Annotated in this window: 21 protein-coding genes; 7 read left to right on the top strand and 14 right to left on the bottom strand. The window is 72.3% G+C overall.

The window, feature by feature from the left end; genetic code table 11:
- Positions 1 to 2 precede the first annotated feature (2 nt).
- From BM339_RS09690 to BM339_RS09670, 5 genes are all read right to left on the bottom strand, one after another.
- Positions 3 to 1,325: an ABC transporter permease gene (locus tag BM339_RS09690; protein ID WP_256255283.1), complete on the bottom strand. Its 1,323-nt coding sequence runs from the start codon at positions 1,323 to 1,325 to the stop codon at positions 3 to 5.
- Positions 1,322 to 2,929, bottom strand: a complete 1,608-nt coding sequence (locus BM339_RS09685) for an ABC transporter ATP-binding protein (RefSeq protein ID WP_021598476.1) — start codon at positions 2,927 to 2,929, stop codon at positions 1,322 to 1,324. The genes BM339_RS09690 and BM339_RS09685 overlap by 4 nt, the downstream gene beginning before the upstream one ends.
- 209 nt (positions 2,930 to 3,138) lie before the next feature.
- The gene (locus BM339_RS09680) at positions 3,139 to 4,197 is read right to left on the bottom strand and encodes a BMP family lipoprotein (protein ID WP_075020645.1); all 1,059 of its coding nucleotides are present in this window, start codon (positions 4,195 to 4,197) and stop codon (positions 3,139 to 3,141) included.
- A gap of 301 nt (positions 4,198 to 4,498) precedes the next feature.
- Positions 4,499 to 5,740 (bottom strand): amidohydrolase, encoded by a 1,242-nt coding sequence (locus BM339_RS09675; RefSeq protein ID WP_024936145.1) that lies wholly within the window; start codon positions 5,738 to 5,740, stop codon positions 4,499 to 4,501.
- A 424-nt stretch (positions 5,741 to 6,164) separates the two neighbouring features.
- A complete protein-coding gene (locus tag BM339_RS09670; RefSeq protein ID WP_021598473.1) occupies positions 6,165 to 7,331 on the bottom strand; it encodes a glutamate--cysteine ligase in 1,167 nt (388 codons plus the stop codon).
- A gap of 484 nt (positions 7,332 to 7,815) precedes the next feature.
- Here BM339_RS09670 and BM339_RS09665 point away from each other — a divergent pair, with 484 nt between their 5' ends.
- Both BM339_RS09665 and BM339_RS09660 read left to right on the top strand, forming a co-directional pair.
- A complete protein-coding gene (locus BM339_RS09665) occupies positions 7,816 to 9,045 on the top strand; it encodes a D-alanyl-D-alanine carboxypeptidase family protein (protein WP_235206527.1) in 1,230 nt (409 codons plus the stop codon).
- A 126-nt stretch (positions 9,046 to 9,171) separates the two neighbouring features.
- The gene (locus BM339_RS09660; protein ID WP_021598684.1) at positions 9,172 to 9,600 is read left to right on the top strand and encodes a nuclear transport factor 2 family protein; all 429 of its coding nucleotides are present in this window, start codon (positions 9,172 to 9,174) and stop codon (positions 9,598 to 9,600) included.
- On the opposite strand, the gene BM339_RS09655 is transcribed toward BM339_RS09660, so the two are convergent.
- From BM339_RS09655 to BM339_RS09640, 4 genes are all read right to left on the bottom strand, one after another.
- On the bottom strand, positions 9,570 to 10,595 hold the full coding sequence (locus BM339_RS09655; RefSeq protein WP_021598683.1) for a YihY/virulence factor BrkB family protein: 1,026 nt from the start codon (positions 10,593 to 10,595) through the stop codon (positions 9,570 to 9,572). The genes BM339_RS09660 and BM339_RS09655 overlap by 31 nt on opposite strands.
- 117 nt (positions 10,596 to 10,712) lie before the next feature.
- Entirely contained in the window at positions 10,713 to 11,345 is a 633-nt protein-coding gene (locus BM339_RS09650) for a 2'-5' RNA ligase family protein (RefSeq protein ID WP_083597515.1), read from the bottom strand.
- Complete coding sequence (gene trpS, locus BM339_RS09645) at positions 11,335 to 12,408, bottom strand: tryptophan--tRNA ligase (RefSeq protein WP_021598681.1); 1,074 nt, start codon at positions 12,406 to 12,408, stop codon at positions 11,335 to 11,337. Before trpS ends, BM339_RS09650 begins: the two co-directional genes overlap by 11 nt.
- Before the next feature lie 18 nt (positions 12,409 to 12,426).
- Entirely contained in the window at positions 12,427 to 13,377 is a 951-nt protein-coding gene (locus BM339_RS09640) for a hemolysin family protein (RefSeq protein WP_021598680.1), read from the bottom strand.
- An 80-nt stretch (positions 13,378 to 13,457) separates the two neighbouring features.
- Here BM339_RS09640 and galE point away from each other — a divergent pair, with 80 nt between their 5' ends.
- Together galE and galK are read left to right on the top strand one after the other, a co-directional pair.
- Positions 13,458 to 14,411 carry a UDP-glucose 4-epimerase GalE gene (gene galE, locus BM339_RS09635; protein ID WP_021598679.1) on the top strand — a complete coding sequence of 318 codons (954 nt, stop codon included), beginning with the start codon at positions 13,458 to 13,460 and terminating at the stop codon, positions 14,409 to 14,411.
- Positions 14,408 to 15,544 (top strand): galactokinase, encoded by a 1,137-nt coding sequence (gene galK / locus BM339_RS09630; protein WP_075020929.1) that lies wholly within the window; start codon positions 14,408 to 14,410, stop codon positions 15,542 to 15,544. The genes galE and galK overlap by 4 nt, the downstream gene beginning before the upstream one ends.
- 13 nt (positions 15,545 to 15,557) lie before the next feature.
- Here the strand turns inward: galK and BM339_RS09625 are convergent, their stop codons facing one another.
- Both BM339_RS09625 and BM339_RS09620 read right to left on the bottom strand, forming a co-directional pair.
- Positions 15,558 to 18,314, bottom strand: coding sequence for a hypothetical protein (locus BM339_RS09625; protein ID WP_075020644.1), 2,757 nt, complete (start codon positions 18,312 to 18,314; stop codon positions 15,558 to 15,560).
- Positions 18,311 to 20,101: an HSP90 family protein gene (locus tag BM339_RS09620; RefSeq protein WP_075020643.1), complete on the bottom strand. Its 1,791-nt coding sequence runs from the start codon at positions 20,099 to 20,101 to the stop codon at positions 18,311 to 18,313. The genes BM339_RS09625 and BM339_RS09620 overlap by 4 nt, the downstream gene beginning before the upstream one ends.
- A 235-nt stretch (positions 20,102 to 20,336) precedes the next feature.
- Between BM339_RS09620 and BM339_RS09615 the strand changes: the two genes are divergently transcribed.
- The gene (locus BM339_RS09615) at positions 20,337 to 21,401 is read left to right on the top strand and encodes a class I SAM-dependent methyltransferase (protein WP_021596508.1); all 1,065 of its coding nucleotides are present in this window, start codon (positions 20,337 to 20,339) and stop codon (positions 21,399 to 21,401) included.
- A 30-nt stretch (positions 21,402 to 21,431) separates the two neighbouring features.
- Here BM339_RS09615 and BM339_RS09610 read toward each other — a convergent pair whose 3' ends face one another.
- On the bottom strand, positions 21,432 to 22,031 hold the full coding sequence (locus BM339_RS09610) for a TetR/AcrR family transcriptional regulator (protein WP_021596507.1): 600 nt from the start codon (positions 22,029 to 22,031) through the stop codon (positions 21,432 to 21,434).
- A 153-nt stretch (positions 22,032 to 22,184) separates the two neighbouring features.
- On the opposite strand from BM339_RS09610, the gene BM339_RS09605 reads away from it, so the two are divergent.
- On the top strand, positions 22,185 to 23,021 hold the full coding sequence (locus BM339_RS09605) for an NAD(P)H-binding protein (RefSeq protein WP_075020642.1): 837 nt from the start codon (positions 22,185 to 22,187) through the stop codon (positions 23,019 to 23,021).
- Between the two features lie 60 nt (positions 23,022 to 23,081).
- Here the strand turns inward: BM339_RS09605 and BM339_RS09600 are convergent, their stop codons facing one another.
- Together BM339_RS09600 and BM339_RS09595 are read right to left on the bottom strand one after the other, a co-directional pair.
- Positions 23,082 to 24,071: a malate dehydrogenase gene (locus BM339_RS09600; RefSeq protein WP_021596505.1), complete on the bottom strand. Its 990-nt coding sequence runs from the start codon at positions 24,069 to 24,071 to the stop codon at positions 23,082 to 23,084.
- A gap of 315 nt (positions 24,072 to 24,386) precedes the next feature.
- Positions 24,387 to 25,604: an NADP-dependent isocitrate dehydrogenase gene (locus BM339_RS09595; protein WP_075020641.1), complete on the bottom strand. Its 1,218-nt coding sequence runs from the start codon at positions 25,602 to 25,604 to the stop codon at positions 24,387 to 24,389.
- A gap of 251 nt (positions 25,605 to 25,855) precedes the next feature.
- Here BM339_RS09595 and BM339_RS09590 point away from each other — a divergent pair.
- On the top strand, positions 25,856 to 26,078 hold a 223-nt coding region (locus BM339_RS09590), incomplete at its 3' end, for a helix-turn-helix domain-containing protein (RefSeq protein WP_143118341.1).

Here is a 26,078-nt window from a genome sequence, read left to right as displayed (position 1 = left end):
GGTCAAGAGGCACTCCCAGCGGCCTCGCGGGCCAGGTCGTGGCCGGTCGCCAGCTCGGCGGCGACGGCCCGCTGCTGCAGCCGGATCTCCCAGCGCCGGACCAGCTCGTACACGATGACGACGGTCAGCACGACCACGCCCTGCATCACGCCGACGATCTCCTTCGGCACGTCCACCTCCTGGAGCACGTCGGAGGTCTGGTCGAGGAACGCGAACAGCAGCGCCGCGAGCGCGATGCCGGCCGGATGGTTGCGGCCGAGCAGCGCGACCGTGATGCCGGTGAAGCCGAGCCCGGCCGGGAAGTTCAGCGAGTACTCGTAGGACGCGCCGAGCAACTCCGGCATGCCGATCAGCCCGGCCACCACGCCGGACGCCACCATCGTGTAGACGATCATGCGGCGGGCGTTGACGCCGCTGGCCTGCGCGGCCGAGGCCGACAGCCCCGACACCTTCAGGTCGAACCCGAACCGGGTGTGGTTGATGACGACCCAGAACACGATGCCGACGAGGATCGCGAGCGGCAGCAGGCCGTACACGTCCCCGGGCAGGTCGATCCCGATCGAGGCCAGGAAGCCGTTGAGGCCCCCGACGCGTCCCGACTCGGGGATCTGCGGCGTCGCGACGTTGTTGCTCCCCGGGCGGACGTCCGCGAGCCGCTTGTCGTTCAGCAGGTAGGCGATCAGCCCGGTCGCGATCGCGTTCAGCATGATCGTGGACAGCACCTCGCTGACCCCGCGGGTGACCTTCAGCACGCCCGCGATCGCGGCCCACAGCCCGCCGACCACCATCGCCGCGACGATCACCAGCAGCTGGCCGAACGGGGCAGGCAGCGCCAGCGCCCCGCCGAGCGCGGCGGCGAGGAACGCGGCGAGCCGGTACTGGCCGTCCACGCCGATGTTCAGCAGCGCCATCCGGAAGCCGATCGCCACCGCGACCGCCGACAGGTAGTAGCGGGTGGCGCGGTTGAGGATGTCGACGATCGAGTTCTCGGTGGTGCCGTACTCGACCATGCTCTGGATCGAGCTGACCGGGTCCGCGCCGGTGATCCGCAGCAGGATCATCGTGATGCCGAGGGAGATGAGCAGCGCCAGCACCGGCGCGCCGACCTTCAGGCCGAGCCCCTGCGGGCCGAGCCCGCGCAGCATCGCCTTCCAGGACGGCACGGGCTCCGGGGCGCCCGCCGACGGCCCCGCCTTCGCCATGTCGACCCCGCCGCCGTCGCCGCCGGACGACCCGGCGGCGGGCTCGTCCGTCGGCTTGTCGGCGGGCTTGTCCGTGGGCTCGTCGTCGCCGGGCGGCGGCGTGTCCTTCGGGTCGTCGCTCATGAGGGTGCTCCGGCGCCGGTCATGGCGGAGCCGAGCTCCTCGGGGGTGACGGTCCGCGGATCGACCTCCGCGACCAGCCGCCCCCGCAGGATCACGTGCAGGGTGTCGGACATACCGATGAGTTCCTCAAGATCGGCGCTGATCAGCAGCACGGCCAGCCCGTCCGCGCGGGCCTGCCGCAGGTACTCCCAGATGGCGGCCTGGGCACCGACGTCGATGCCGCGCGTCGGGTGCGCGGCGATGAGCAGGTGCGGGTCGCCGGACATCTCCCGCCCGACGATCAGCTTCTGCTGGTTGCCGCCCGACAGCGCGGCGGCGGGCACGTCGATCCCGGGCGTCCGCACGTCGTAGGCCTGGACGATCCGGGTGGTGTCGCGGCGGGCGCCGCGCCGGTCGACCCACGGGCCGCGGACGTTGGGCCGCTGGGTCTGGTGGCCCAGCATGCGGTTCTCCCAGAGCGTCCCCTCCAGGACGAGCCCGTGCCGGTGCCGGTCCTCCGGGATGTAGGCGATGCCGCCCTCCCGGCGCCGCCGCGTCGGCCACGACGTGATGTCGTCGCTTCCGTACCGGATCGTCCCGGCGTCCGCGTGGCGGATGCCCATGATCGCCTCGATGAGCTCGGTCTGCCCGTTGCCCTCGACCCCGGCCAGCCCGACGATCTCGCCGCGGCGGATGCGCAGCGACACGTCGTCCACCACGGGACGGCCCTCGGGGGTGAGCACGGTCAGCCCGGCGACGTCCAGCTGGACGTCCTCGGTGACGGTCGACTCGCGCAGCTCGGGGGTGGGCAGCTCCGACCCGACCATCAGCTCGGCCAGCCGCCGGGACGTGACCTCCCGCGGGTCGAGCCGCGTCGCGACCGTCGTGCCGCGCCGGATCACCGAGATGGTGTCGGCGACGGTCAGCACCTCGTCCAGCTTGTGCGAGATGAACAGGACGGTGAGGCCCTCGGCGCGCAGCTCCCGCAGGTTGCCGAACAGCTCGTCGACCTCCTGCGGGACGAGGACCGCGGTCGGCTCGTCCAGGATCAGCACGCGGGCGCCCCGGTACAGCACCTTGAGGATCTCCACGCGCTGCCGGTCGCCGACGCCGAGCGTCTCGACCAGCACGTCGGGGTCGACGCGCAGCCCGTAGGCCTCCGACATCCGGGTGATCTCGGCGCGGGCGGCGGCGAAGTCGATGGGGCCGACGCGGGGCGCCTCGCCGCGCAGCGGCAGGATCCGCCAGATGATCTGGATCGTCCAGTTCAGGAGGTCCAGGACGCGGCCGCGGACGCGGGGCTCGGCGCCGAGGACCACGTTCTCCAGCACGGTCAGGTTGTCGGCCAGCTTGAAGTGCTGGTGCACCATGCCGATGCCGCGGCCGATCGCGTCCGCCGGGGTCCGGAAGTGGACCTGCTCGCCGCCGACCTCGATGGTGCCCTCGTCCGGCTTCTGCATCCCGTAGAGGATCTTCATCAGCGTGGACTTGCCGGCGCCGTTCTCCCCGCAGAGCGCGTGCACCTCGCCGCGCTCGATGGTGAGGTTGATGTCGCGGTTGGCCACCACTCCGGGGAACCGCTTGGTGATCGATGTCAGCCGCACGGCCGGCACCTGGTCAGGCACGAGTGCCCCTCCTCCTGCCTCGAACGTGCTGTCTGCGGACGCGTCCGCCGTCCGGACGTGCCGTGGAACGGGCCTGCTGTGAAACGGCCGGGACGTACCGTCGCACCGGGCGCCACCCGCGAGGGTGACGCCCGGTGCGCGATTACGGCCGGGCGAAACCGGCCCGTCACGTCACCGCGCGGGAGGACTCCCGCGCCCCGGCCGCGGCGTCAGGCCTTGGTCGGGACCGTGATCTTGCCGCTGACGATGTCGGCCTTCAACTCGTCCAGCTTGGCCTTGATGTCGTCCACGTGGCCGCCGGACGTGGCGTAGCCGATGCCGTCGTTGCTCAGGTTGTACTGCTTGGTGCCGCCCTTGAAGGAACCGTTGGCGACGCTCTCGACGAAGTCGTACACCGCGACGTCCACGTGCTTCTCCATGGAGGTCAGGATGTAGTCCTTCACGCCGGCGACCGCGGGCTGGTTGTACTGGTCGGAGTCGACCCCGATCGCCCACTTCTTGGCCGCGCCGACGGTCTTGATGACGCCGATGCCCGCGCCGCCCGCCGCGTGGTAGATCACGTCGGCGTTCTGGTCGAGCTGGCCCTTCGCGGCCTCGTTGCCGAGGCCGGCGTCCTTGAAGCCGTTGAAGTTCGGCGGCTGCGTCAGGTACTTGGCCGGCAGCACCTTGATCCCCGGCTTGGCCTTCTTCGCGCCGGCCTGGTACCCGGCGAAGAACTTGTTGATCAGCGGCACGTTGACGCCGCCGATGAACCCGATCGTGCCGGTCTTGGACTTCAGCGCCGCGGCGGCGCCGACAAGGTAGGACCCCTGCTCCTCGGAGAAGCAGGCGCCGCTGACGTTCGCGCCCTCGACCTTGCACTGGTCGGCGTCCACGACCAGGAACTTGGTGTCCGGGAAGTCCTTGGCGACCTTGTTGATCGAGGCGGTGTAGGCGAAGCCGACGCCGATCACCACGTTGTAGCCCTTGTTCGCCAGCAGCCGCAGGCGGGACTCCTTGTCGGAGTCCGGCTCGTCGGGCTTGGCCGAGATCTCCTCGGTCTGGACGTTCAGGTCCTTCTTGGCCTTGTCGAGGCCCGCGGCGGCCGAGTCGTTGAAGGACTGGTCACCGCGGCCGCCGATGTCGAAGGCCAGGCCGATCTTGAGGGTCTTCTTGTCGCCCTCGCCGCCACCACCGGTGTCCGCCTTCTTGCCTCCGCACGCGGATGCGCTGAACGTCAGCGCCGCACCCGTCACGGTGACGAGCGTTATCTTCAGTCCACGGCGCAAGGTAGCGCTCCTTCCGTTCCCCACCCACGGTCCGGCGACCGGTCCGGTCACCGAAATCGATCGGACGCTACCTCGCGAATGCGGGCAAACTTCCCGCCTGCACGGATTCGCAACAGGTCCGTTACCAATGCGTACGCATATCGCCACAGGTCAGCGCGCCGGTCGGGCGCGCGGTCCGGGGTGCCGGACCGCCAGACCAGAGGGTAACCGAGGGGGCGGGGAGCCGCACCGGGCCGCTACTCCCGGTGATCGATGGGGTGTGATCAAGCCGGGACCAGGCAGGAGGCGCGGGGACGGGGGGTCAGGCGAGCGCGGCGCCCTCGATCGGCTCGGCGTCGCCGGGACGGCCGCCCTCCCACAGCGCGGTCAGCGCGGTGGCGCTCAGCACCCGGACGCCCACGGCGACGCATCGCTCGTCCACGTCGAAGTCGCCGCGGTGCAGGTCGTACTCGCCGGGGGAACCGGGGGTGCGGACGCCGAGCCGGGCCAGCGCCCCGGGGATCGACTCCAGGTACCAGCCGAAGTCCTCGCCGCCGAGGCTCTGCGGGGTCGGGACGACGCCGTCCTCGTCCATCACCTGCGCGGCGGCGTCCCGGAACATCTGCACGCTGGCCGCCTCGTTCACGGTCGGCGGGACGCCCCGGACGTACTCCAGCGACGCCTCGACGTCGTAGGCGGCGGCGACCGACTGCAGCAGCGCCTTCATCATCTCCGGCGCCCGGTGCCACGCCTCGTCGTCCAGGCAGCGCACGGTGCCCTCGGCGATCCCGTCGTCCGGGATGGCGTTGGCGACGGACCCGGCCGAGACCCGCCCCCACACCAGCGACAGGCTGGAGCGGGGGTCGACGCGCCGGGACAGCGCGGACGGCAGCTCGGTGACGATCTTGGCGAGGGCGTAGACGAGGTCGGCGGTCAGGTGCGGCCGGGCGGTGTGCCCGCCGGGGCCGGTGACCTTCACGTACACCTTGTCGCAGGCCGCGGTGATCGGGCCGGTGCGCAGCCCGAGCTGGCCGACCTCGATGCGGGGGTCGCAGTGCAGCGCGAACGCGCGGTCGACGCCCGCGATGCCGCCGGCGGCCATCACGTCCAGCGCGCCGCCCGGGGTCTCCTCGGCGGGCTGGAACAGCAGCCGGACCCGGCCCGGCAGCAGCCCGGCCTCGGCCTGCTGCGCCAGGAACAGGCCCGCGCCCAGCACCATCGCGGTGTGGACGTCGTGGCCGCACGCGTGCGCGACGCCCGGGACCGTGGACCGGTACTCCACGCCCTCCTTCTCGTCCTGCAGCGGGAGCGCGTCGATGTCGGCCCGCAGCGCCACGGTCGTGCCCTCGGCGGGGCCGATGTCGCAGAACAGGCCGGTGCCCTTCGGCAGGATCACCGGCTCCAGGCCGGCCGCGCGGAGGCGGTCGGCGAGCTTCTTGGTCGTGCGGTGCTCGGCGTAGCCCAGCTCGGGGTGCATGTGCAGGTCGCGGCGGAACGCGATCAGCTCGTCCTCGTGCTCGGCGAGGAACGCGTCGAGCTGCGGCTGCAGCACGGCGCCGCCCAGCACGGAGGGGATGCGCGGAACGCCCGCGGCGGCGGGCCGGCCCTGCTCCTCCTCGGCGCCCTCCGACACCGCGCCCTGCGGCGCCGTGCTCTGCGGGAGGGCGTTCTGCGGGAGAGCGTCCCGGGGCGGGGCGCCCGGTGTCACTGCGGCCCGCGATCCGGCCTCGCCGGGCAGGTCGCGGCCCTCGGGGCCCGCGGGCCCCGGGGCGGTGGGTGGTTCAAGGCCGGGCATCACCCCGGGTCCCGGTTGGGTCATGTGCGCCCCCTGCGCGACGGCGGAGCCGAACGGCGTCCGCCCGGTGATCCGCGTGTTCTCGGAAACCTTCTCGTTGTCCGCCGGACCGCGGCCGGCGGGACCGGCGTTGCCGGGGCCCGCGTCCGCGGGACCGGCGTTCGCGGGGTCGGCCGTGCGTTCCGGCTCCTCATCAGGCTCCGGCATGTACGACCTCCCCCAGTGTGACGAACCTGTCCTCCGCGAGCTCGGTGATCGCCGCGTCGACGATGTTCTCCAGCGTCCCGCCCTCGGCGCGGATCGCGCGCTGCCGCTCGTACGGGGCGCCGTGCTCCAGTACCTCCCCGGCGACCTTCAGCTCCTCGGCGCAGCCGAGCCGGTCGGCCACCGGTTCGAGCTCCCTGATCAGCTCGTACAGGTCGTCGCGGAGCGGCGCGGTGTTCCCGGCGTCATCGGTGATCACGATGGCGTCGAGCCCGTACCTGGTGGCGCGCCACTTGTTGTCGCGCACCACCCAGGCCGCCGGCCGCGGGAGGGTGTAGCCGCGGTCGAGCTGCTGCTCGAAGAGCGTGACGAGACTCTGGCACAGCGCGGCCGCCATGCCCACCTCTCGCAGGGTGGGAATCCCGTCGAACATCCTGATCTCGACCGTGCCGAAGTCGGGATGCGGGCGGATGTCCCACCAGACCTCTTTGATGCTCCGTATGGTTCCCGAACGCATCAGCGTGTCCATGTAATCCTCGAAGGCCGCCCAGTCGTCTAGCAGGTGGGGCGGCCCGGCCGTCGGGAGCTGGCCGAAGACCACCGCCCGGCAGGACGCGAGGCCGGTGTCGCTGCCGGTCCAGAACGGGCTGGACGCGGTGAGCGCGAGGAAGTGCGGAAGGTAGGACGAGAGCGCGTTGACGATCGGGATCGCCTTGGCGCCGTCGGAGACGCCGACGTGGACGTGAACGCCGAACGTCTGGATGCGCCGCGCCAGCCACTGCATCTCCTCGATCAGCTGGGCGTAGCGCCGCATCGGCGCCATCACCGCGTCCCGCCAGTCGCTGATCGGGTGGGTGCCGGTGCAGGCGAGCGCGAGACCGCGCTCGGCGGCGGCGCCGCGGAGGGTGGACAGCGTCCCGGAGAGGTCGGCCTTGGCCGCGCCCACGGTGTCGCAAATGCCGGTCACGACCTCGACCGTCGACTCCATCAGCTCGTGGCGGACGCGCGGGTTGTCGCCGTCCTCGCTGAGCGCGGGCAGGGCGGCGAGCACCTCGCGTGCGTCCTGCCGCAGGTGCCTGGTCTCCGCATCGACGAGCTGGATCTCCCACTCGACGCCGAGCGTCGCGCCGTTCGATGCGGTGAAGTCAATGGCCACGGCCAACCTCCGTCCACAATCCTTGCAGGTCGTTGCGTGGCACGTGGCGCTATTCAGCCAGCGGGTCCCTAAGCCTGGACAAACGCCGGTCCAGGTCACGTGTTCACTCCATGATGGCGTCCGTGCCCGCCACCCTGCCGGGTGTCCATGCCCTTTGCGGATCAATTGACTCATGCGGACGGTCGGCGGGCGGGTGGGGGTCCTACTTTTCGGTCATCGATCTTGCCGATGGCACCACTAGATCGAACTAGTCAGCCCGTCCCAAAATACCTTCCATGACTCGCCGTGACCAAGAGCGGGCGCCCCTTACGTACCGTGAGATCACCTGTGCACCCTGGGTCGCGTTCTGTCCCGTGCTTGCCGTCTTCGCGTCCGGGTACCCCTTCGCCGGATACGTCGCCTAGTCTTCGGGGGAGTCATGGGCGTTGGGCGCATGCGCGCCGGGAGCGATGGAGCTTCCGTGGGAGTGAGGAGCGTCGGGAGCTTGCGACCACAGCGACGAGGGCCGGCCGGCGTCCGCCGCGCCCTGACGGTGTTCACGGTACCGATCGCCGCCGCCTCGCTCGCGGCCGCACCGGCCTTCGCCGCCGCGCCCGCCGCGGCGGCACCGCACGCGCGGGCCACCGCGCCCGAGCCGGTCGGCGGGCCGCAGCTCGCCACCCGCGGCATCGTCGCCGGGAAGGCCCCGGGCGTGCCCGCGCCGCCGCGGATCAAGGCGGCCTCGTACCTGATCGCGGACGCCGACACCGGCCAGGTCCTGGCCGCCAAGGACCCGCACGGGCAGTACCTGCCGGCGAGCACGCTGAAGACGCTCACCGCGCTCGCGCTCGTCCCCAAGCTGGACCCGAACCGGCTCGTCCGGCCGTCGCAGAAGGCGTGCGACGTCGAGGGCACCAAGGTCGGGCTCACGCCCAAGATGCGCTACAAGGTCTCCGACCTGTTCCACGCGCTGCTGATGATGTCGGCCAACGACGCGGCGGTGTCGCTGGCCGAGGCGGCCGGCGGGATGAAGCAGACCCTCGCCGCCATGAACGCCGAGGCCAAGCGGATCAACGCCCACGACACCCTCGCCGGGTCGCCGAACGGGCTGGACAAGGACCTCGGGCTCAGCGTCCGGACGCAGCACACCTCCGCCTACGACCTCGCGCTCATCCTGCGCGAGGGGATGAAGAACCCGCAGTACCGCGCCTACATGCAGGCCATCGACCACAAGTTCCCCGCGCCGCCGACCAAGAAGGAGCGCAAGAAGGGCAAGAAGGTCGGCGGGTACCCGATCCACACGCACAACCGCATGCTGCCGGGCGAGCGGAACGCCTACCAGGGAATGCTCGGCGGCAAGAACGGCTACACGATCGCCGCGCAGCAGACCTTCGTCGCGGAGGCGCGGCGCGGCGGCCACACGATCGTGATCTCGCTGATGCGGGCGGACCGGCCGCCGTCGGCGTACGCCGCCAAGCTCCTCGACTGGGGCTTCGCCGCCCGCGGCAAGGTCCAGCCGGTGGGCACGCTGGTGCCGCCGGAGCAGGCCGAGAAGACCGGCGAGCGGGACTCCGGCGTCCTGCCGGACGCCCCGCTCGCCTCGGACGACTCGTCCCGCCGGTGGCTGCTCGTCGGCGGCGGCGCGGTCGGCGCCCTGCTCGCGATCACCGCGCTGTTCGTGGTGCTGCGGCGGCGGCGCCGGCTGGAGGCGGCCCGCCAGGGAACCGGCCGGTAAAGCTTCCCTCACCGCCCGCCCCGGGTATGGCCGGGGCGGGCCCGGCGGGCTTACGCTCGCGGTGGCGCCGGTGACCTCGCCGCTGCCGCGAGACGGCGGACCGGTGCCGCGGGAGGAAACGGCGCCATGTCCGACTTGTACGTCACCGCGCCCGGCGTGTCCGCCCTTGAGCATCCGAACGTGACGCTGCTGAAGGACGGCTACACGGCCTTCGCCAAGGGCGACATGGAGCTCATCCGCGGGCTGCTCGCCGACGACGTCGTCCACCGCGTCCCGGGGCGCGGGCCGATCTGCGGGGAGTACCGGACGCCCGAGGAGGTCCTCGGCTTCTACGTCCGGCTGTTCGAGCTGTCCGGCGGGACGTTCCGTGCCGAGCCCTACTCGGTGATGGCCGATGACGAGTACGGCGCGGCCCTCGTGCAGACCTACGCCGAACGGCCGGGACGGGTCCTGGACGGCCGCGCGGTCGACCTGTTCCGCATCCGGGACGGGAAGATCACCGAGATCCGGACGCTGGCGGAGGATCAGTACGCCGACGACGCCTTCTGGTCCTGAGAGGCCTTCTGCTCCTGAGACGCCTTCTGCTCCTGAAGCGCCTCGGCCTCGGCACGGTCGGTCCGGTTCTCCGGGTCGGCGGCGTCGGCGGTGAGGACGACGCGGCGGGTCGCCGTCCAGGCGGCGACGAACAGCGCGAACCGGGACGCCACGTTGATCCACACCATCAGCCCGACCAGCACGGCGAACGTGCCGTAGACGGGGTTCCCGGTCGTCCGGCCGAGCAGCAGCGCCGCGATCTGCTTGAGGACCTCGAAGCCGACCGCGCCGAACACCGCGCCGCGGATGATCCGCCGCCACGGCGCCCGCGTCCCCGAGAGCCGGGTGAACAGCACCAGGAAGACCACGGTGTCGAAGAAGATCGCGCAGGTCAGCGACAGCAGCCTCAGCCCGGTGCCGGCGCCGGGGACGTCCTGCAGCCCCCACCAGTCGAGGACGGTGTGGGTGGCGGACGTCGTGACGGTCGTGACCGCCATGCCGCAGACGAGGATCAGGCCGAGGAAGCCCAGCACGCCGAGGTCCCACAGCCGTTTGAGGAAGAAGTTGCCGCCGCCGCCCGGCTCGTTGCCCCAGATGTCGCGCAGGGACTCGCGCAGCACCTGCACCCACCCCTGCCCGGTGATCAGCAGCGCTATCAGGCCGACGACCCCGACGGTGGTCTTGGACCGGGCGATCTGCTCGACGTCCAGCTGGTCGGCGAGCCCCGGCAGCTGCGAGCTGATCGCTTGGACGAAGTAGTCGCGGGCCTCGTCGCTGACCCCGACGAGGTAGCCGAGCAGCGCGTAGGCCAGCGCCAGCAGCGGGAAGAACGACAGGAACGCGTAGCACGTGAGGGCGGCGGCGAGCCGGTCGCCGCGGCGGTCCTGGTACCGCTCCAGCGCGCGGACCTGGTGGTCGAACCACGGGCGGCGCTCCCGCGTCTTGCGCAGCAGGTCCTTTCCCTTGCCGAACAGAGACTCGCTCTGCCGCTGGACCTTGCCGATCACCTGCCGCATGCACGCAACGTACCCGGGGGAGCCCCGTCGATGCGGCAGACCGTAATCATCCGTTGAACACAGCGTTTTTCGGCGTGCCGGCCGCGCGCCGTCCGCGCGGCGCTGGGGAGGCGTCCGTCAGCGCCTGGGCGACCGGATGACGCCGTTCCCGAAGATGAAGTCGCACTCCGGACGCCACACGCCGTCCGGCCCGTGCTCGTAGAGGGAGAACCCCCACGCCTCGAAGTCGGCGCTGTACCCGGCGAGCTGCTTGAACGCCCGGTCCATGACGTCGTCGGGCAGGTGGTGGGCGATGGTGACGTGCGGGTGGTACGGGAACGGCAGCGGCCGGGCGAGCGGGCCCGACAGAACCTTCGCCTGGACGCGCTCGCAGCCGCCGATCCCCTCGGCGAGCGCCACGAACACCACCGGCGACACCGGCCGGAACGTTCCGCTGCCGCGCAACCTGATCGGGAACGGGGTCTCGGTGCGCGCGACGCCGCGCAGATGCTCCTCGATGGCGTCCAGGTCGGCCTCGCGCACGACGGTCGGCGGCAGCAGCGTGATGTGCGTCGGGATCGCGTGGGCGAGCGGATCGCCGAACGAGGCGCGCCTGGCCTGCAGGAACGAGCCGTGCGGGTCGGGGATGGGGATGGCGACGCCGATCGTGCGCGTCCCCTCGCCGGCGGCCGCGACCGCGCCGCCCGTCGCGGAGGGCGCCCCGGCGGGGCCCTCCGCGGCGGCGTCGCGCGGGGGACGGTCAGCGACCACGTCCCACGAATCCCACCCGTTCGCGCACGGTCTCCATCGTCCCGGCGGCGACGTCGGAGGCGCGCCGGGCGCCCTGGGCGAGGAGCCGGTCCAGCTGCTCCTCGTCGTCCAGCAGTTTCAGCGTGCGCTCCCTGATCGGCGTGAACGTGTCGAGGACGACCTGTGCGAGGTCCTTCTTGAACCGCCCGTACCCGGAGCCCTCGTACCGGCGCTCCAGGTCGGGGATGGGCGTACCCTCCAGCGCGGAGAAGATCCGCAGCAGGTTGGTGACGCCGGCCTTCTTCTCCTCGTCGTAGACGATCTCGGTGCCGGTGTCGGTGACCGCGCGCATGATCTTCTTGCGCATCGGGCCGGGCTCCTCCAGCACGTCGATGATCCCCTGCGGGGAGGACGCGGACTTGCTCATCTTCGCGTCCGGCTCCTGCAGGTCGGTGATCTTCGCGGCGCCCTCGGGGATGTGCGCCTCCGGCGGCACGAAGGTGTCGCCGAACCGGTGGTTGAACCGCTGCGCGAGCGTGCGGGTCAGCTCCAGGTGCTGCCGCTGGTCCTCGCCGACCGGGACGCGCAGCGCCCGCTTCCCCCGGGTGGGGTCGGGCGAGTACAGCAGGATGTCGGCGGCCTGCAGGATCGGGTAGGTGAACAGGCCGACGCTCGTCCCGCCGGTGCCCTGCCTGGACGACTTGTCCTTGAACTGCGTCATCCGGCCCGCCTCGCCGAACCCGGTGAGGCAGCTGAGCACCCACGCCAGCTCCGCGTGCTCGGGGACGTGGCTCTGCACGAACACGGTGGCGCGCTCGGGGTCGAGGCCCATCGCGAGGAGCTGCGCGACGGCGACCTTCGTCCGGCGGCGCAGCAGCGCGGGGTCGTGCTCGACGGTGATGGCGTGCAGGTCGACCACGCAGTAGAACGCGTCGTGCGTGTCCTGCATCGAGACCCACTGCCGCAGCGCGCCCAGATAGTTGCCGAGGTGGAACGAGTCGGCGGTGGGCTGGATGCCGGACAGCACGCGCGGCTTGGCCGCGGCCGTTCCGGCGGACGCTTCGGGGCGGGACGCTTCGGGCATGTGCACGGACCGATTCTCTCAGGTGTCGCTTGCGGTTCCGCCGCCGGTGGCCCCTCCGGTGACCGCGGCCTGCGGCGCCACGCGCGGCATGACGCGCACGCGGGCCACCCGCCGGCCGTCCATCCGGGCCACCGCGAGACGGCGGCCCCCGGCCTCCACCGAGTCGCCCTCGGCGGGCACCCGGCGCAGCACCGCCATGATGTGCCCGGCGACCGTCTCGTACGGCCCGGCCGGCAGCCGGATGCCGGTCTCGGCGGCGAAGTCGTCCAGGTTGAGCAGGCCGTCGACCTCGACCACCCCGCCGTGCAGGCGGCGCGCCTGCGCGTCCTGCACATCATATTCGTCGCGGATGTCGCCGATCAGCTCCTCCAGCAGGTCCTCCAGCGTGACGATCCCGGCGACGCCGCCGTACTCGTCCATGACGATCGCCAGGTGGCAGCCCTCGCGGCGCATCTCGGTCAGGGCCGGCAGCACCCGCTTGGAGGACGGCAGGAACTTCACCGGCCGCACCAGGTCGCCCACCGGCGCGTCCCCGTCCGGCGGGTCCCCGTCCGGCGCGTCGGGGGCCAGCAGGTCGCGGATGTGCACGAAGCCGATCACCTCGTCGTGGGAGTCGCGGCAGACGGGGAACCGGGAGTGCGGGCTGCCCGACGCGGCGCGCGCGGCGGCCGTCAGCGGCAGCGCCGCGTCCAGGAACACCACCTCGGTGCGCGGCACGAGGACCTCCCGCAGCGGCCGCTCCCCCGCCGCGAACACCTCCCCGATCAGCGCCCGCTCGTCCGCGGTGAGCTGGGTGTTCTCCGCCACAAGGGCGCGCATCCGCTCCGCCGTGAGCTCCTCCCGCAGCGCGTGCGGGTCACCGCCCGACAGCCGCACGACGAGATCGGTCGAACTCGACAGCAGCCACACCAGGGGCCGCGCCAGGGTGCGCGCGGGCCTCGCGGGCGGCCGGGGCGGCGTCCGGTCCATGGGTTCAACCTTCCCCGTTCGGCGTTCCGGATAGCCTGGACGCACCCCGCCGTCCGAGAGTCTCCTCAGGAGGTCCGTCAGTGAAGCTGCTCGTCACCGGAGGCGCCGGCTACGTCGGCAGCGTCGTCTCCGCCCTGCTCCTGGAGGCGGGACACGAGGTCGTCGTGCTGGACGACCTGTCCACCGGCCACGAGGACGCGGTGCCGGACGGCGCCCGGCTCGTCCGCGGCACGCTGCGCGACACCGCGGCGGACGTCCTCGGCGGCGCCGGGTTCGAGGCGGTGCTGCACTTCGCCGCCAAGTCGCTCGTCGGCGAGTCCGTCGAGAAGCCCGGCCTGTACTGGGACAAGAACCTCGGCGAGTCGCTGGCCCTGCTGGAGGCGATGCGCGCCGCGGGCGTCCCCCGGATCGTGTTCTCCTCGACGGCCGCGACCTACGGCGAGCCGGAGTCGACGCCGATCCTGGAGACGGACCCGACCCGCCCCACCAACCCCTACGGCGCGTCCAAGCTGGCGATCGACACGGCGCTGGCCGAGTACGCGCGGCTGCACGGCATCGGCGGGGTGTCGCTGCGGTACTTCAACGTCGCGGGCGCCCACGGGCGGCACGGCGAGCGGCACACGGTCGAGACCCACCTGATCCCGAACGTGCTGAAGATCGCGCAGGGCGAGGGCGACACGGTGCGGATGTTCGGCGACGACTACCCGACGCCGGACGGCACCTGCATCCGCGACTACATCCACGTCACCGACCTCGGCCGCGCGCACCTGCTCGCGCTGGACGCGTGCGCGCCGGGCACGCACCAGGTCTTCAACCTGGGCAGCGGCACCGGCAACTCCGTCCGGGAGGTCGTCGAGGCCTGCCGCGAGGTCACCGGCCGCGAGATCCCGGCCGAGGTGGCGCCGCGCCGCGCCGGGGACCCGGCCGTGCTGGTCGCCTCGTCGGAGAAGATCCAGGCCGAGCTCGGCTGGAAGCCCGAACGCGACCTGCGCACCATGATCGATGACGCGTGGACCTTCCTGCGCTCGCGATGATCGAGTCGTTCCGCGAGGCGTTCGGGCGCGCTCCCGAGGGCGTCTGGCACGCGCCCGGCCGGGTCAACCTGATCGGTGAGCACACCGACTACAACGACGGTTTCGTGCTGCCTTTCGCCATGTCCCTGGGCGTCTCGGTGGCCGCGGCGCGGCGCGACGACGGCATGGTCGAGGTCCGGTCGCGGCAGGCCGCCACCGCCGTCACCGCTCCGGTGGCGGGCGGGCCGGTCGTCTCCGAGAACTGGCCGCCCGAGCGGGCCTGGGCGGCCTACCCGGTCGGCGTCGCCCGCGTGCTGCGCGAGCACGGCACCGGCGGCGCGTCCCTGCTGATCGACTCCGACCTGCCGCAGGGCGCGGGGCTGTCCTCGTCCGCCGCCCTGGAGTGCGCGACGGCGCTCGCGCTGTGCGACCTGCACGGCGTGCGGATCGACCGCCCGGTCCTGGCCCGGCTCGCGCAGCGCGCCGAGAACGAGCAGGTCGGCGTGCCGTGCGGGCTGATGGACCAGTCGGCGTCCCTGCTGTGCACCGCCGGCCACGCGCTGATGCTGGACTGCCGCAGCGAGCTGTCGTCGCAGGTCCCGTTCGACCCGGCCGCGTCGGACATGACCCTGCTGGTGGTCGACACGCGCGCCTCGCACGCCCTCTCCGAAGGAGACTACGGCCGCCGCCGCACCGAATGCGAGGAGGCCGCGTCGCTTCTCGGCGTGGACGCCCTCCGTGACGTCAAGGACCTGGCCACCGCCCTCGGGACGCTGCCCGACCCCGTCCTGCGGCGCCGCGTCCAGCACGTCGTCACCGAGAACCACCGCGTCGAGGCCACCGTCGGCCTGCTGCACGCGGGCGCCCTCCCCGAGCTCGGGGCGATGCTGAACGCCTCGCACCTCTCGCTGCGCGACCAGTTCGAGATCTCCTGGCCCGAGGCCGACACGGCCGTCGACGCCGCGCTGCGCGCCGGCGCCCGCGGCGGCCGCATGGTGGGCGGCGGCTTCGGCGGCTCGATCATCGTGCTGGCCCCCGCGTCCCGCGCCGCCGCGGTGCGGGACGCGATCACCGCGGCCTACGAGAAGCGTTCCTGGACGCTCCCCGCGTTCCTGGAGGCCACCCCCTCGGCGGGCGCCCGCCGCCTCCACTGACCGCTCCGGCCGGTCAGGTGTTCAGGGCCGAGGTGATGTCGTCGTGGAGGCGGGTCGCCTCCTCGGCGGGGCCGGTCTCGCCGAGGGCGGTGAAGCCGTCCACGGCCGCGGAGGCGTGGGACGCGGCCTCCGCGAGGGCGCCCGTCCGGGCCAGGACACGGGCCTGGTCGTAGGAGACCAGGGCGGTCTCCCAGATCCGGGCCGGCTCGTTGTCCGGGGGCAGGCCCGCCAGGGCCGCGCGGGCCGTCTCCATGGTGGTGACGGCCTTCTCGCCTTCGCCGCTCCACAGCCGGCACATCGCCGCGCGGCGGCGGGCGCGGACCACGCCGTACGGGTCGCCGGCCTTCTCGAACGCCTCGGCGGCCTCGGCGAACCGCTCGGCGGCCAGGGCGTCCTTGTCGAGGTCGCTCAGGACGTCGGCGGCCTCGTCGAGGAAGTGCGCGACGGCGTCGTGGCGGCCCTCCTGCGCGGCGTCCTCGGCGAGGGACCGGAACGTCGCGGCGGCGTCCTCCTCGCCGAGGCGCTTCTGGGCGTGCGCGAGGATCAGGCGGCAGCGCCGTGCGACGTCACCGTCGAGGCCGGGCAGCGCCTCCTCGGCGGCCTCGGCGGCCTCCAGGTGGCGGTCCGCGGCCAGGTAGGCGGCGGCGAGGTCCACGCGGAGATGGACGGCCTGCTCGTGCGAACCCCCGGCCGTCCAGGCGGCGATGGCCTCCACGAGGTCGGGGACGGCGTCGGCCGCGCGGTCGGCGGCCAGCAGCGCCAGGCCGCGGTCGCAGTGCGCCGCCGCGCGCATCGGCGCGGAGCCCCGCAGCGCGGCGATCGCCTCGTCCAGCAGGGCGAAGGTCTCCTCGTCCGGGCCGCTCTCCCGCGCGGCCAGGATCCGGGCGAGCAGCAGCGCGGGCGCGGCCACCTCCTCGGGGTCCGCGGAGGTCCGCGCGGCGCCGGCGGAGCGGCGCAGCGCTTCGGTGGCACCATCGGCGTCGCCGAGCTTGAGCAGCGCCTGCCCGCGGACGAACCACGCCTCGCCGGCCCGGTTCCCGGAGCGGAGCTCCAGCGGAGCGGAGGGAGCCGGGCCGGCCGGCTCTTCCGGGGGGCGTGGGGGGTCGTCCCCCCACAGGAGACCGGCCCGGTCCGGCGCGTCGTCCCCGGCGATCCGGTCGAGGGCGGCGACGGCGTCCTCCGGGTTCCCGAGGTCGACGTGCGCGGTGGCCAGCCGGATGAGCGAGCCCGTGGCCGCGCCGTCGTCGTCCGGGTGGTGCGCGAAGTACTCGGCGGCCGCGGCCACGTCCTGGAGGCCGTCCTTGTCGCCGGTCTGCACGCGCATCCCGCCGAGGCGGCTGAGCACGCGGTGCCGGCGGGTCTCGTCGCCCAGCTCGGCGAACCGGCGGGCGGCCTCGTGCCAGCACGCGACGGCCTCCTCGTGGTCGCCCTCGACGGCGTGCTCGACGCCTTGCGCGTCCAGGCGGCGGGCCTTCTGGAGCGGCGTCGGCTCCGTCGTCTCCGCGAGGGCGTCGAAACGCCGCCACGCGGCCAGGGTGCGTGCGATGTCCTGGCGTGTGCGGCGCTCGTCCGCGATGTCGAGGAGGGCGTCCAGGTCGTCCACGGCCGTGAAGTCCTCCTGCGGGACGGGCCGGGGCGCCGGGGCCGGGGCGGGCGCGGGGCGCCGGTGGTGCGCGGCCAGCGGGACGAAGTCGGCGAACGGCTCGGCCGCCAGCGTCGCGCGTACCAGGTCGCCCTGGCGGGACGTCCCGTTGCGGGCGTCGAACCGGTCCGCGAGATCCGTGGCGCGGGTCCGCAGCTCCTCGCGGAGGTCCGGGAGCGGCACGTCGGCGGCCGGGCGGCCGTCGGCGGCGGGGCGGCGGACGGTCGCCGCGCCGTGTCCGGCGGCGGCGACCCGGTCCAGGACCAGCGCCGCCGCGGCGGCGAACCGCATCTCCGCGTGCGCGCTCGGCGCCCGGTCCAGCCACCCGAGATGCCGCTGGACGATCTCCAGCCCGCGCGCCTCGTTGCCCGTCACCGCGCAGAACTCCAGGTGGTCGGCGATGTCGGACAGGTCGGCGAGCCGCGACCGGTGCACCCGGTAGGCGCGGCGGTGCGCGTCGGCGGCCTGCTCGGGACGGCCCGTCCGCAGGAACACCGGCATCATCGCGGTCCGGATCGACTGCGGCTGCTCGTTGCAGGTCAGCCGGGCGGCCAGCACGGGCGCGGCGATCTCGGCCGCCTCCTCGTGGCGGCCGGTCTCGACGAGGTGGTTGACCATGCCGGTCGGGTCGCAGCCCTCGCAGTCCGACAGCTCGTCCCGCCGGGCCGCGCGCCACTTCGCGTACCAGTCGTCGGCCGTCCCGTCGCCGATGTGGCGGGCCACGAGGTGGCGGCGCCGGTAGACCGCCTGCGGGCTGTGGCCGCCGGCGAGGTAGCGGCGCTCCATGTCGTCCAGCACCGCGTACGTCCGGTCGAGCGGGATCTCCGGGAACAGCGTGAGGGCGCCCACCATGCCCTTCATCTGCCACAGCAGGAAGTGCTCCTCGTCGAACCGGCCGGGGTCGCGGTCGTGCTCGGCCAGCGACCGGCTGAACGTCGCGAACGCCTTCGCCGGCTCGCCGCCGAACTGGTAGGCGTCGGTCAGCCGGACCCGCACCCGGTACGCCAGCACCTCGTCGCCGGCCGCCTCGGCGCGGCGCAGCGCGTCCTCCACCAGGACGGTCCTGGCCTCCCCGTAGGGCAGCTCCTGCGATCGCGTCATCAGCGCGTAGACGTCCTCAGCGGTCATTCGGGAGCCTCCGGGGAGTGGACGGCCCACTCCAGCAGGCCGATGAAGGAACGGTTCAGCACCGCCGTGTCGGCGGGCCGCAGCGGATGGTGGCCGAGCAGCAGCGCCTGCCCGTACAGGGCCTGGACGGCCGGCTCGACCGGCCCGCCATCCCCCAGCGCCGTGATGCGACGGGCCAGCGGGTTGCGGTGGTTCAGCACCAGCTGCGGGCGGTCGGCGCCGGCCGTGGCGCCGACGGCGCCGAGCACGTCCGCCCACAGCTCGCCGGCCTCCTCCTGCGCCCGCGTCAGCTCCTCGCGGAACTGCGCGTCGCGGCTCGTGAGGTACAGCGCGGGCAACGACGCGGGATCGAAGTCGCGGACGACCACCTCGCACCCGAGCCGCTCCACGGCCCGCTGCGCCGCCGCCAGGAACGGGCGCAGCGCCAGCTCGGCCGCCGGGTCGAGGACGCCGAACGTGGTGGTCAGCTCCGCCGCGTCCAGCCGGGCGAGCCGGATGTCGGGGTCCACCTCGGGCAGCCGCTCGATGATCTCGGTGTCGTGCACGTAGCCGCCGTTGACGAGGCCGACGCCCTGCGCGCCCGCCACCGCCGACAGCCGCCGGAACTCGTCCACGCTCGCGGTGAACCGGCCGTCCGGGTGCCGGCGGCGGAACTCGTGCAGCGTCATCGGCCCGGCGGACGTCTCGTACTCCAGCCAGCGGTCCACGATGCGCAGCATGTCGTCGTCGTGCAGGGCCATCGCCTTCACCCCGAGCTGGTGGAGCCGCAGGAAGGCGCGCAGCCTCGCCGGATCGGTCTCGGCCAGCGCCACCAGCCACTGCCGCAGGACGTCGCCGAGCCCGTGCCTGGTCGCGTCGAGCAGCTCGTCCTCGTACAGCGCCTCGCGGCTGGCGGTCGGGCGCAGCTCGCCCGCGTCCACGACGCACCGAGCGAAGAACGCCCACTCGGGCAGCAGCCCCTCGACGCCCTCGGCCAGCAGCATCCGCTTCAGGTAGACGCGGTGCGCGGACCGGGCGGTCGGCGAGACCGGCTCCGGCAGCACGAACGCGACCCCGGTGAGGCCCGCCTCCGGCACGTCGAGGTCGACGACGTCGAACGGGACGAACCCGTAAAGCTCCTCGCAGTAACGTTCCAGCGCCCGGCGGCGCGCGGCCGGGTCGGGGTACTGCGCCCGCCACGGCGGCCCGTCCCCGGTGACCGTCGCCCCGTCGACGGTCAGCTCCACCGGCAGCAGCGATCCGTACGTGCGGGCCAGCTCGGCGACGACCGGCGGGCTCAGCAGCTCCGCCGCCCCCGGCCGGGCCCGGAGCGTGACCGTCGTGCCGGGCTCGTCCCGCTCGCCGGGCTCGACCCGGTAGCTGCCCTCGGACCGTCCCGTCCAGCGGACGGCGCCGCCGCCCTTCGCGGACCTGGTCACGACCTCGATCTCGTCCGCGACGAGGAAGGCGGACAGCAGCCCGATCCCGAACTGCCCGAGGAAGTCGTGCCGCGCGAACCCCAGCTCGTCCCGCTTGGACGACCGGCCGATCGTCGCGAGCAGCGTGTGCACCTCGTCCTCGGTGAGGCCGACCCCGTCGTCGTGGACCCGCAGCGTCCCGCCGCCGGTCTCGATCTCGACCCGGCCGCCCTCGCCGCGCGCCGTGATCGCGTCCACCGCGTTCTGCAGCAGCTCCCGCAGGTACACCCGCGGGGTCGCGTACAGATGGCGGCTCAGCAGATCCACCACACCGCGCAGGTCGACCTGAAACGCCTGTTCCGCCACCGGCACGCCTCCCCCGATCACCATCCGAGCGATCACACACCCTAGCGACCGATACCGACGCCTTCAGATCTTTTGTCACCCCCGCCGCTCGCCCGGGCGCCGCCCGTGAGCGGATCAGGTGCCGCGGACCTCGACGGGCGGAGAGTGATGGCTTCGCCCAGATCCGGCAAATACTTCGGCGCCCGGCTCCCCTCCGCCGTCCCGGCCGCGATAGGGACGAAGAGGAGAAACGATGCCGTTCTGATCCCGAGGAGGGGCCATGTCACCGGACGCCACGCGACAGGAGGAGTTCAGCGGCCTCATGGTCGACGTCCTCAACAAGGGAGCGCTGGCCCTCCTCGTGAGCGTCGGCCACCAGGCCGGCCTGTTCGACACCATGAGCACGCTGCCCCCGTCCACGAGCTCCGACATCGCCAAGGCGGCACGGCTCGACGAGCGGTACGTGCGCGAATGGCTGGGCGGCATGGTCGTCGGCGGCATCCTGGAGTACGAGCCGGACGGCGCGACGTACACGCTGCCTCCCGAACACGCCGCCTCGCTCACCACCGCCGCCGGCCCCGACAACCTCGCCGGGCTGATGCCGTACATCGCGCTGATGGGCGAGGTCGAGCAGCGGGTCGTCGCGTCGTTCCGCGAAGGCGGCGGCGTCCCCTACTCCGCCTACCCCCGCTTCCAGGCCCTCCAGGCGAAGGAGACGGCCCGCGTGTACGACGCGGCCCTCGTCGACACGATCGTCCCGATGGTCCCGGGCCTGACCGAGCGGCTGAGCGAGGGCATCGACGTCCTGGACGTGGGCACCGGCCAGGGGCACGCGCCCATCGTCCTGGCCCGCGCCTTCCCGAACAGCCGCTTCCAGGGCCTCGACCAGTCGGAGGAGGGCATCGCCGCCGCGCGCAGGGAGGCCGACCGGCTGTCCCTGGACAACGTCGGCTACACGATCGGCGACGCGACGCGGATCACCGGACGGTACGACCTGGTCACCGCCTTCGACGTCATCCACGACCTGGCCCGGCCGCAGGAGACCCTCGACGCCATCGCCGCGTCCCTCCGCGACGGCGGCGTCTTCCTGATGGGCGACATCGCCGCGTCCAGCAACCTGGAGGAGAACCTGGACCATCCTTTCGGGCCCGCGATCTACAGCTTCTCGGTCTTCTACTGCATGACCACCTCGCTGAGCACCGGCGGCGCCGGCCTCGGCACGGTCTGGGGAGAGCAGACCGCCCGGCGGATGCTCGGGGAGGCGGGCTTCACCGACGTCCAGGTCCACTCGATCGAGGGGGACCCGCTGAACATCTACTACGTGGCGAGGACCACCCCCGCCTGACCGACGGCCGGCCGTAGATCCCGGCGCATCTCATACACCTTCAGGCAGAGGGCGTGAGTCGATGACTCTGGCGACGAAGCCCGCCAGTTGCGCCCGCATCTCCTCGCGCGGCACGCCCTCTAGTCCGGCCAGGCGTTCGACGAGGTCGGCCCGGGTGGCGGCGAGCAGCACATGGGCGGTGAAGTCGATGCCGGTCAGGCCGGGGATCTGCTCCAGCATGGACTGGAGCAGGCTGTGCCACCGCTCGTAATGCTCTGCCTGGTAAGGGCTGTTGCTTCCGCTCTCCTCCAAGGCCAGCGCGAGAGGGCGGTTGTCGAGCTTGAAGCACAGGACGGCGTCGAGCAGAGCGGCCACGCGCTGATCCGGAGGGGTGGTGGGCCCCAGAGGTGGCGGGCCGGCTTCGACGGCCTTCCTGATCGGTTCGAGCCGTGCCTCGTACAGTGCGCGGAGCAGGCCGGCGCGGTCGCCGAAGGCACGGAAGGCCGTTCCCTTACCCACACCGGCCGCCGTCGCGATGTCGGCCATGGTGACGTCCTCGGGGCTCTCGCAGTGGGCGAACAGGTGGTCGGCGGCCTCAAGGACGGCCTTTCTGTTCCGGGCGGCGTCCTTGCGGGGCTTGCGCTCGGGCACGCGGCTCCTCCATTTGCAAATCGGACCCCGAGTCCATATCGTAAAAAGTGGACCTGGGGTCCAGATTCTACGATATGGAGGATGCCCATGTCCGGACTGCCGGAACCCGCTCGTCGTGCAAGAACCCGGCACCGACTTCGCCGGGAGCAGCCGATGACCACCGCCGGCACCACGTTGATCATCGGCGCCACCGGGACCACCGGCAGCCGCACCGCCGCGCGGCTGACGGCCGCCGGTCACCACGTCAAGGCCGCCGGCCGTCACGCCACCGCCGTCCCCGGCGCGGAGCCGGTCCCCTTCGACTGGTACGGCCCCGCCACCCACGCCGCCGCCCTCGACGGGGTCGACGGCCTCTACCTCGTGCCGCCCCCGGGCGACGTCGATCCGGCGGCGATCATGCTGCCCTTCCTCGAACAGGCTCGCGCCGCCGGCGTCCACCGCGCGGTGCTCCTCAGCTCCTCGGCCATTCCCGAGGGCGGCCCGGCGGTGGGAATGGTGCATCGGGCCCTGCCCGGCCTGTTCGAGCAGTGGGCGGTGCTGCGTCCCTCCTGGTTCATGCAGAACTTCACCGGCACGCACGTCCACGCCCTCAGCATCCGCGAAGACGGCACCATCTGGACCGCCGCCGGAAGCGGCCGGGTCGGCTTCATCGACGCCGGAGACATCGCAGCCGTCGCAGTCCACGCCCTGACCGACGAACAGGCCCCGAACACCGATCTCGTTCTCACCGGACCGGAGGCGCTGAGCTACGACGACATCGCTACATGCATCACCGAGGTCTCCGGCCGGTCGGTGACCCACCGCCCCCTGTCCTACGAGGAGATGCGCGACCGCCTCACCGGCCAGATGTCGCCGGAATTCGCCGCGATGCTCGCCGGCATGGACCAGGCCATCGCCGAGGGAGCCGAGGACCGCGTCACCGACACCGTCCAGCACGTCACCGGCCGGCCCCCGCGCGCCTTCCGCGCCCTCCTCGAAGAGGAGATGTGACGAAGCGGATATGGGCGAGCCCCGGACCCGAGGCGGGTCCGGGGCTCGTCCGCACAAGGGTCAGATGAGGCCGAGCTTGCGGACCGCGTCGCGCTCCTCCGACAGCTCGTTCACCGAGGCGTCGATGCGGGCGCGGGAGAAGTCGTTGATCTCCAGGCCCTGGACGATCTCCCAGTCGCCGTCCTTGGTGGTGACCGGGAAGGACGAGATCAGGCCCTCCGGGACGCCGTAGGAGCCGTCCGACACGACCGCCATGGACGTCCAGTCGTTGTCGGCGGTGCCGTTCACCCAGGTGTGCACGTGGTCGATCGCGGCGGACGCGGCCGACGCCGCCGACGACGCGCCGCGCGCCTCGATGATCGCGGCGCCGCGCTTGGCGACGGTCGGGATGAAGTCGTTCTCCAGCCAGGCCTGGTCGTTCACCGTCTCGGCGGCGTTCTTGCCGGCGATCTCGGCGTGGAAGATGTCCGGGTACTGGGTGGCGGAGTGGTTGCCCCAGATCGTCAGCCTCCGGAGGTCGGCGACCGAGACGCCCGCCTTCTTCGAGAGCTGCGCGAGCGCGCGGTTGTGGTCGAGGCGCGTCATCGCGGTGAACCGGTCGGCCGGGACGTCCGGCGCGTGCGACTTCGCGATCAGGGCATTGGTGTTCGCCGGGTTGCCGACGACGAGGACCTTGATGTCGTCGGCGGCGCCGGCGTTGATCGCCTCGCCCTGCGGCTTGAAGATGCCGCCGTTGGCCTCCAGCAGGTCACCGCGCTCCATGCCCTTGGTGCGCGGGCGGGCGCCGACGAGCAGCGCCACGTTCGCGCCCTCGAACGCCTTCGTCGCGTCGTCGAAGATGTCGACGCCGGACAGCAGCGGGAACGCGCAGTCGTCCAGTTCCATCGCGGTGCCCTCGGCGGCCTTCACCGCCTGCGGGATCTCCAGCAGCCGCAGGCGGACGGGTACGTCCGCGCCGAGGAGCTGCCCGGACGCGATGCGGAACAGCAGCGCGTAGCCGATCTGGCCCGCGGCGCCGGTAACGGTGACGGTGACTGGGGTGCGCGTCATTGCCTTCTTCTCCTGCTGTGACCTGACGGGGCTCAGGCGGCCATCCTTCGAACCCGACCGCCGGAGAGTCCGCCCGCGCGGGTTCTCTCGCCGTCGAGATAGTTCCGGGGATCAGGCTATCGCGCGCCCCCTACCCGCCACCGGCCAGGTTCACCACCCGGCATGCCCCCGGTCCCCGGACACGCGGAAGGCCGCCCCGGAACGAATCCGGGACGGCCTTCAACCCCGCGTGCGCGGGGACCACGGTGTGTCACGCCCGACCAGCAGGGCGAAGTCGGGACCATCCCGCATGTGCGGGGAGCAATCCCTTGAATACTATCCGTTGATCTTCTTCTGGAGGTTGGTGTCGAGAGCCTCCAGGAATTCCTGCGTCGTCAGGAAAGGCGTGTCCTTGCCGACAAGGAGAGCCAGGTCCTTGGTCATCTGGCCGCCTTCGACGGTCTTGACGCAGACCTCTTCGAGGTCGCGGGCGAAGCCGATCAGCTCCGGGTTGTTGTCGAGCTTGCCGCGGTGCTCGAGGCCGCGGGTCCAGGCGAAGATCGACGCGATCGGGTTGGTCGACGTCGGCTTGCCCTGCTGGTGCTGCCGGTAGTGCCGGGTCACCGTGCCGTGCGCGGCCTCGGCCTCGACGGTCTTGCCGTCCGGGGTCATGAGGACCGACGTCATGAGGCCGAGCGAGCCGAAGCCCTGCGCGAGGGTGTCGGACTGGACGTCGCCGTCGTAGTTCTTGGCCGCCCAGACGAACCCGCCCTCCCACTTGAGCGCCGCGGCGACCATGTCGTCGATGAGGCGGTGCTCGTAGGTGAGGCCCTTGGCCTCGAACTCGGCCTTGAACTCGGTCTCGTAGATCTCCTGGAAGAGGTCCTTGAACCGGCCGTCGTAGGCCTTGAGGATCGTGTTCTTCGTGGACATGTACAGCGGCATCTCGCGGTTGAGCGCGTACCGCATGCTCGTCCGGGCGAAGTCGCGGATCGAGTCGTCGAAGTTGTACATGCCCATCGCGACCCCGCCGCCGGGGAAGTCGGCGATCTCCAGCTCCATCGGCTCGGAGCCGTCCTGCGGGGTGTAGGTGATCGTCACCTTGCCCGGGCCGGGGACGACGAAGTCGGTGGCCTTGTACTGGTCGCCGTGGGCGTGGCGGCCGATGATGATCGGCTTCGTCCAGCCGGGCACCAGGCGGGGGATGTTGGACGCAACGATCGGCTCACGGAAGATCACGCCGCCCAGGATGTTGCGGATCGTCCCGTTCGGGGACCGCCACATCTTCTTCAGGCCGAACTCCTCGACGCGCGCCTCGTCGGGGGTGATGGTCGCGCACTTGACGCCCACGCCGTGCTGCTTGATGGCGTTGGCGGCGTCGACGGTGACCTGGTCGTCCGTGGCGTCACGGTGCTCGATTCCCAGGTCGTAGTACTTCAGGTCCACATCGAGGTAAGGCAGGATCAGCTGGTCCTTGATGAATTTCCAGATGATCCGCGTCATTTCGTCGCCGTCGAGTTCGACGACCGGGCCCGCTACTTTGATCTTGGGCATGCTGTTGCTGTCCCTTTCCTACACCTGGCCAGCAGTCCTTGTAAGGCTCAACTGGCTAGGCTAGCCGAGCCGGTCATGAGGTCTAGACCTGCCCTCGGCCCGCGGCCGGCGGGGCAGGCCCTCCCCCGGGGACGGCGCGCTAGCTGTACTTGGCCATGATCTTGGTGACACCTGACCGGTAGGTGTTTGATCAGCAAGAAGACCTCCGGGCGTAGTGGAGTTGCACGCTTCACCAGCACCCGGAGGTCTCAGTGAGCCACGCTAACGCCCGTCTGACTTTCCACGGCAGATGCCTGCTGGTTCGCCGTGTCGTGTTCGGTGGCCGCCCGGTCGCCCACGTCGCGGCCGAGCTGGGAGTGTCGCGGCAATGCGCGCACCGCTGGGTGGGCCGGTACCGGCGGCAGGGATGGGACGGGCTGGCCGATCGGCGCAGCGGCCCCCGCGCGTCCCCGTCCAAGACCCCGGCCCAGACCG

It is taken from the genome of Actinomadura madurae (genome assembly GCF_900115095.1).
Classification (GTDB): Bacteria; Actinomycetota; Actinomycetes; order Streptosporangiales; family Streptosporangiaceae; genus Spirillospora; species Spirillospora madurae.
This window is presented reverse-complemented; position numbering and strand designations above follow the sequence as displayed.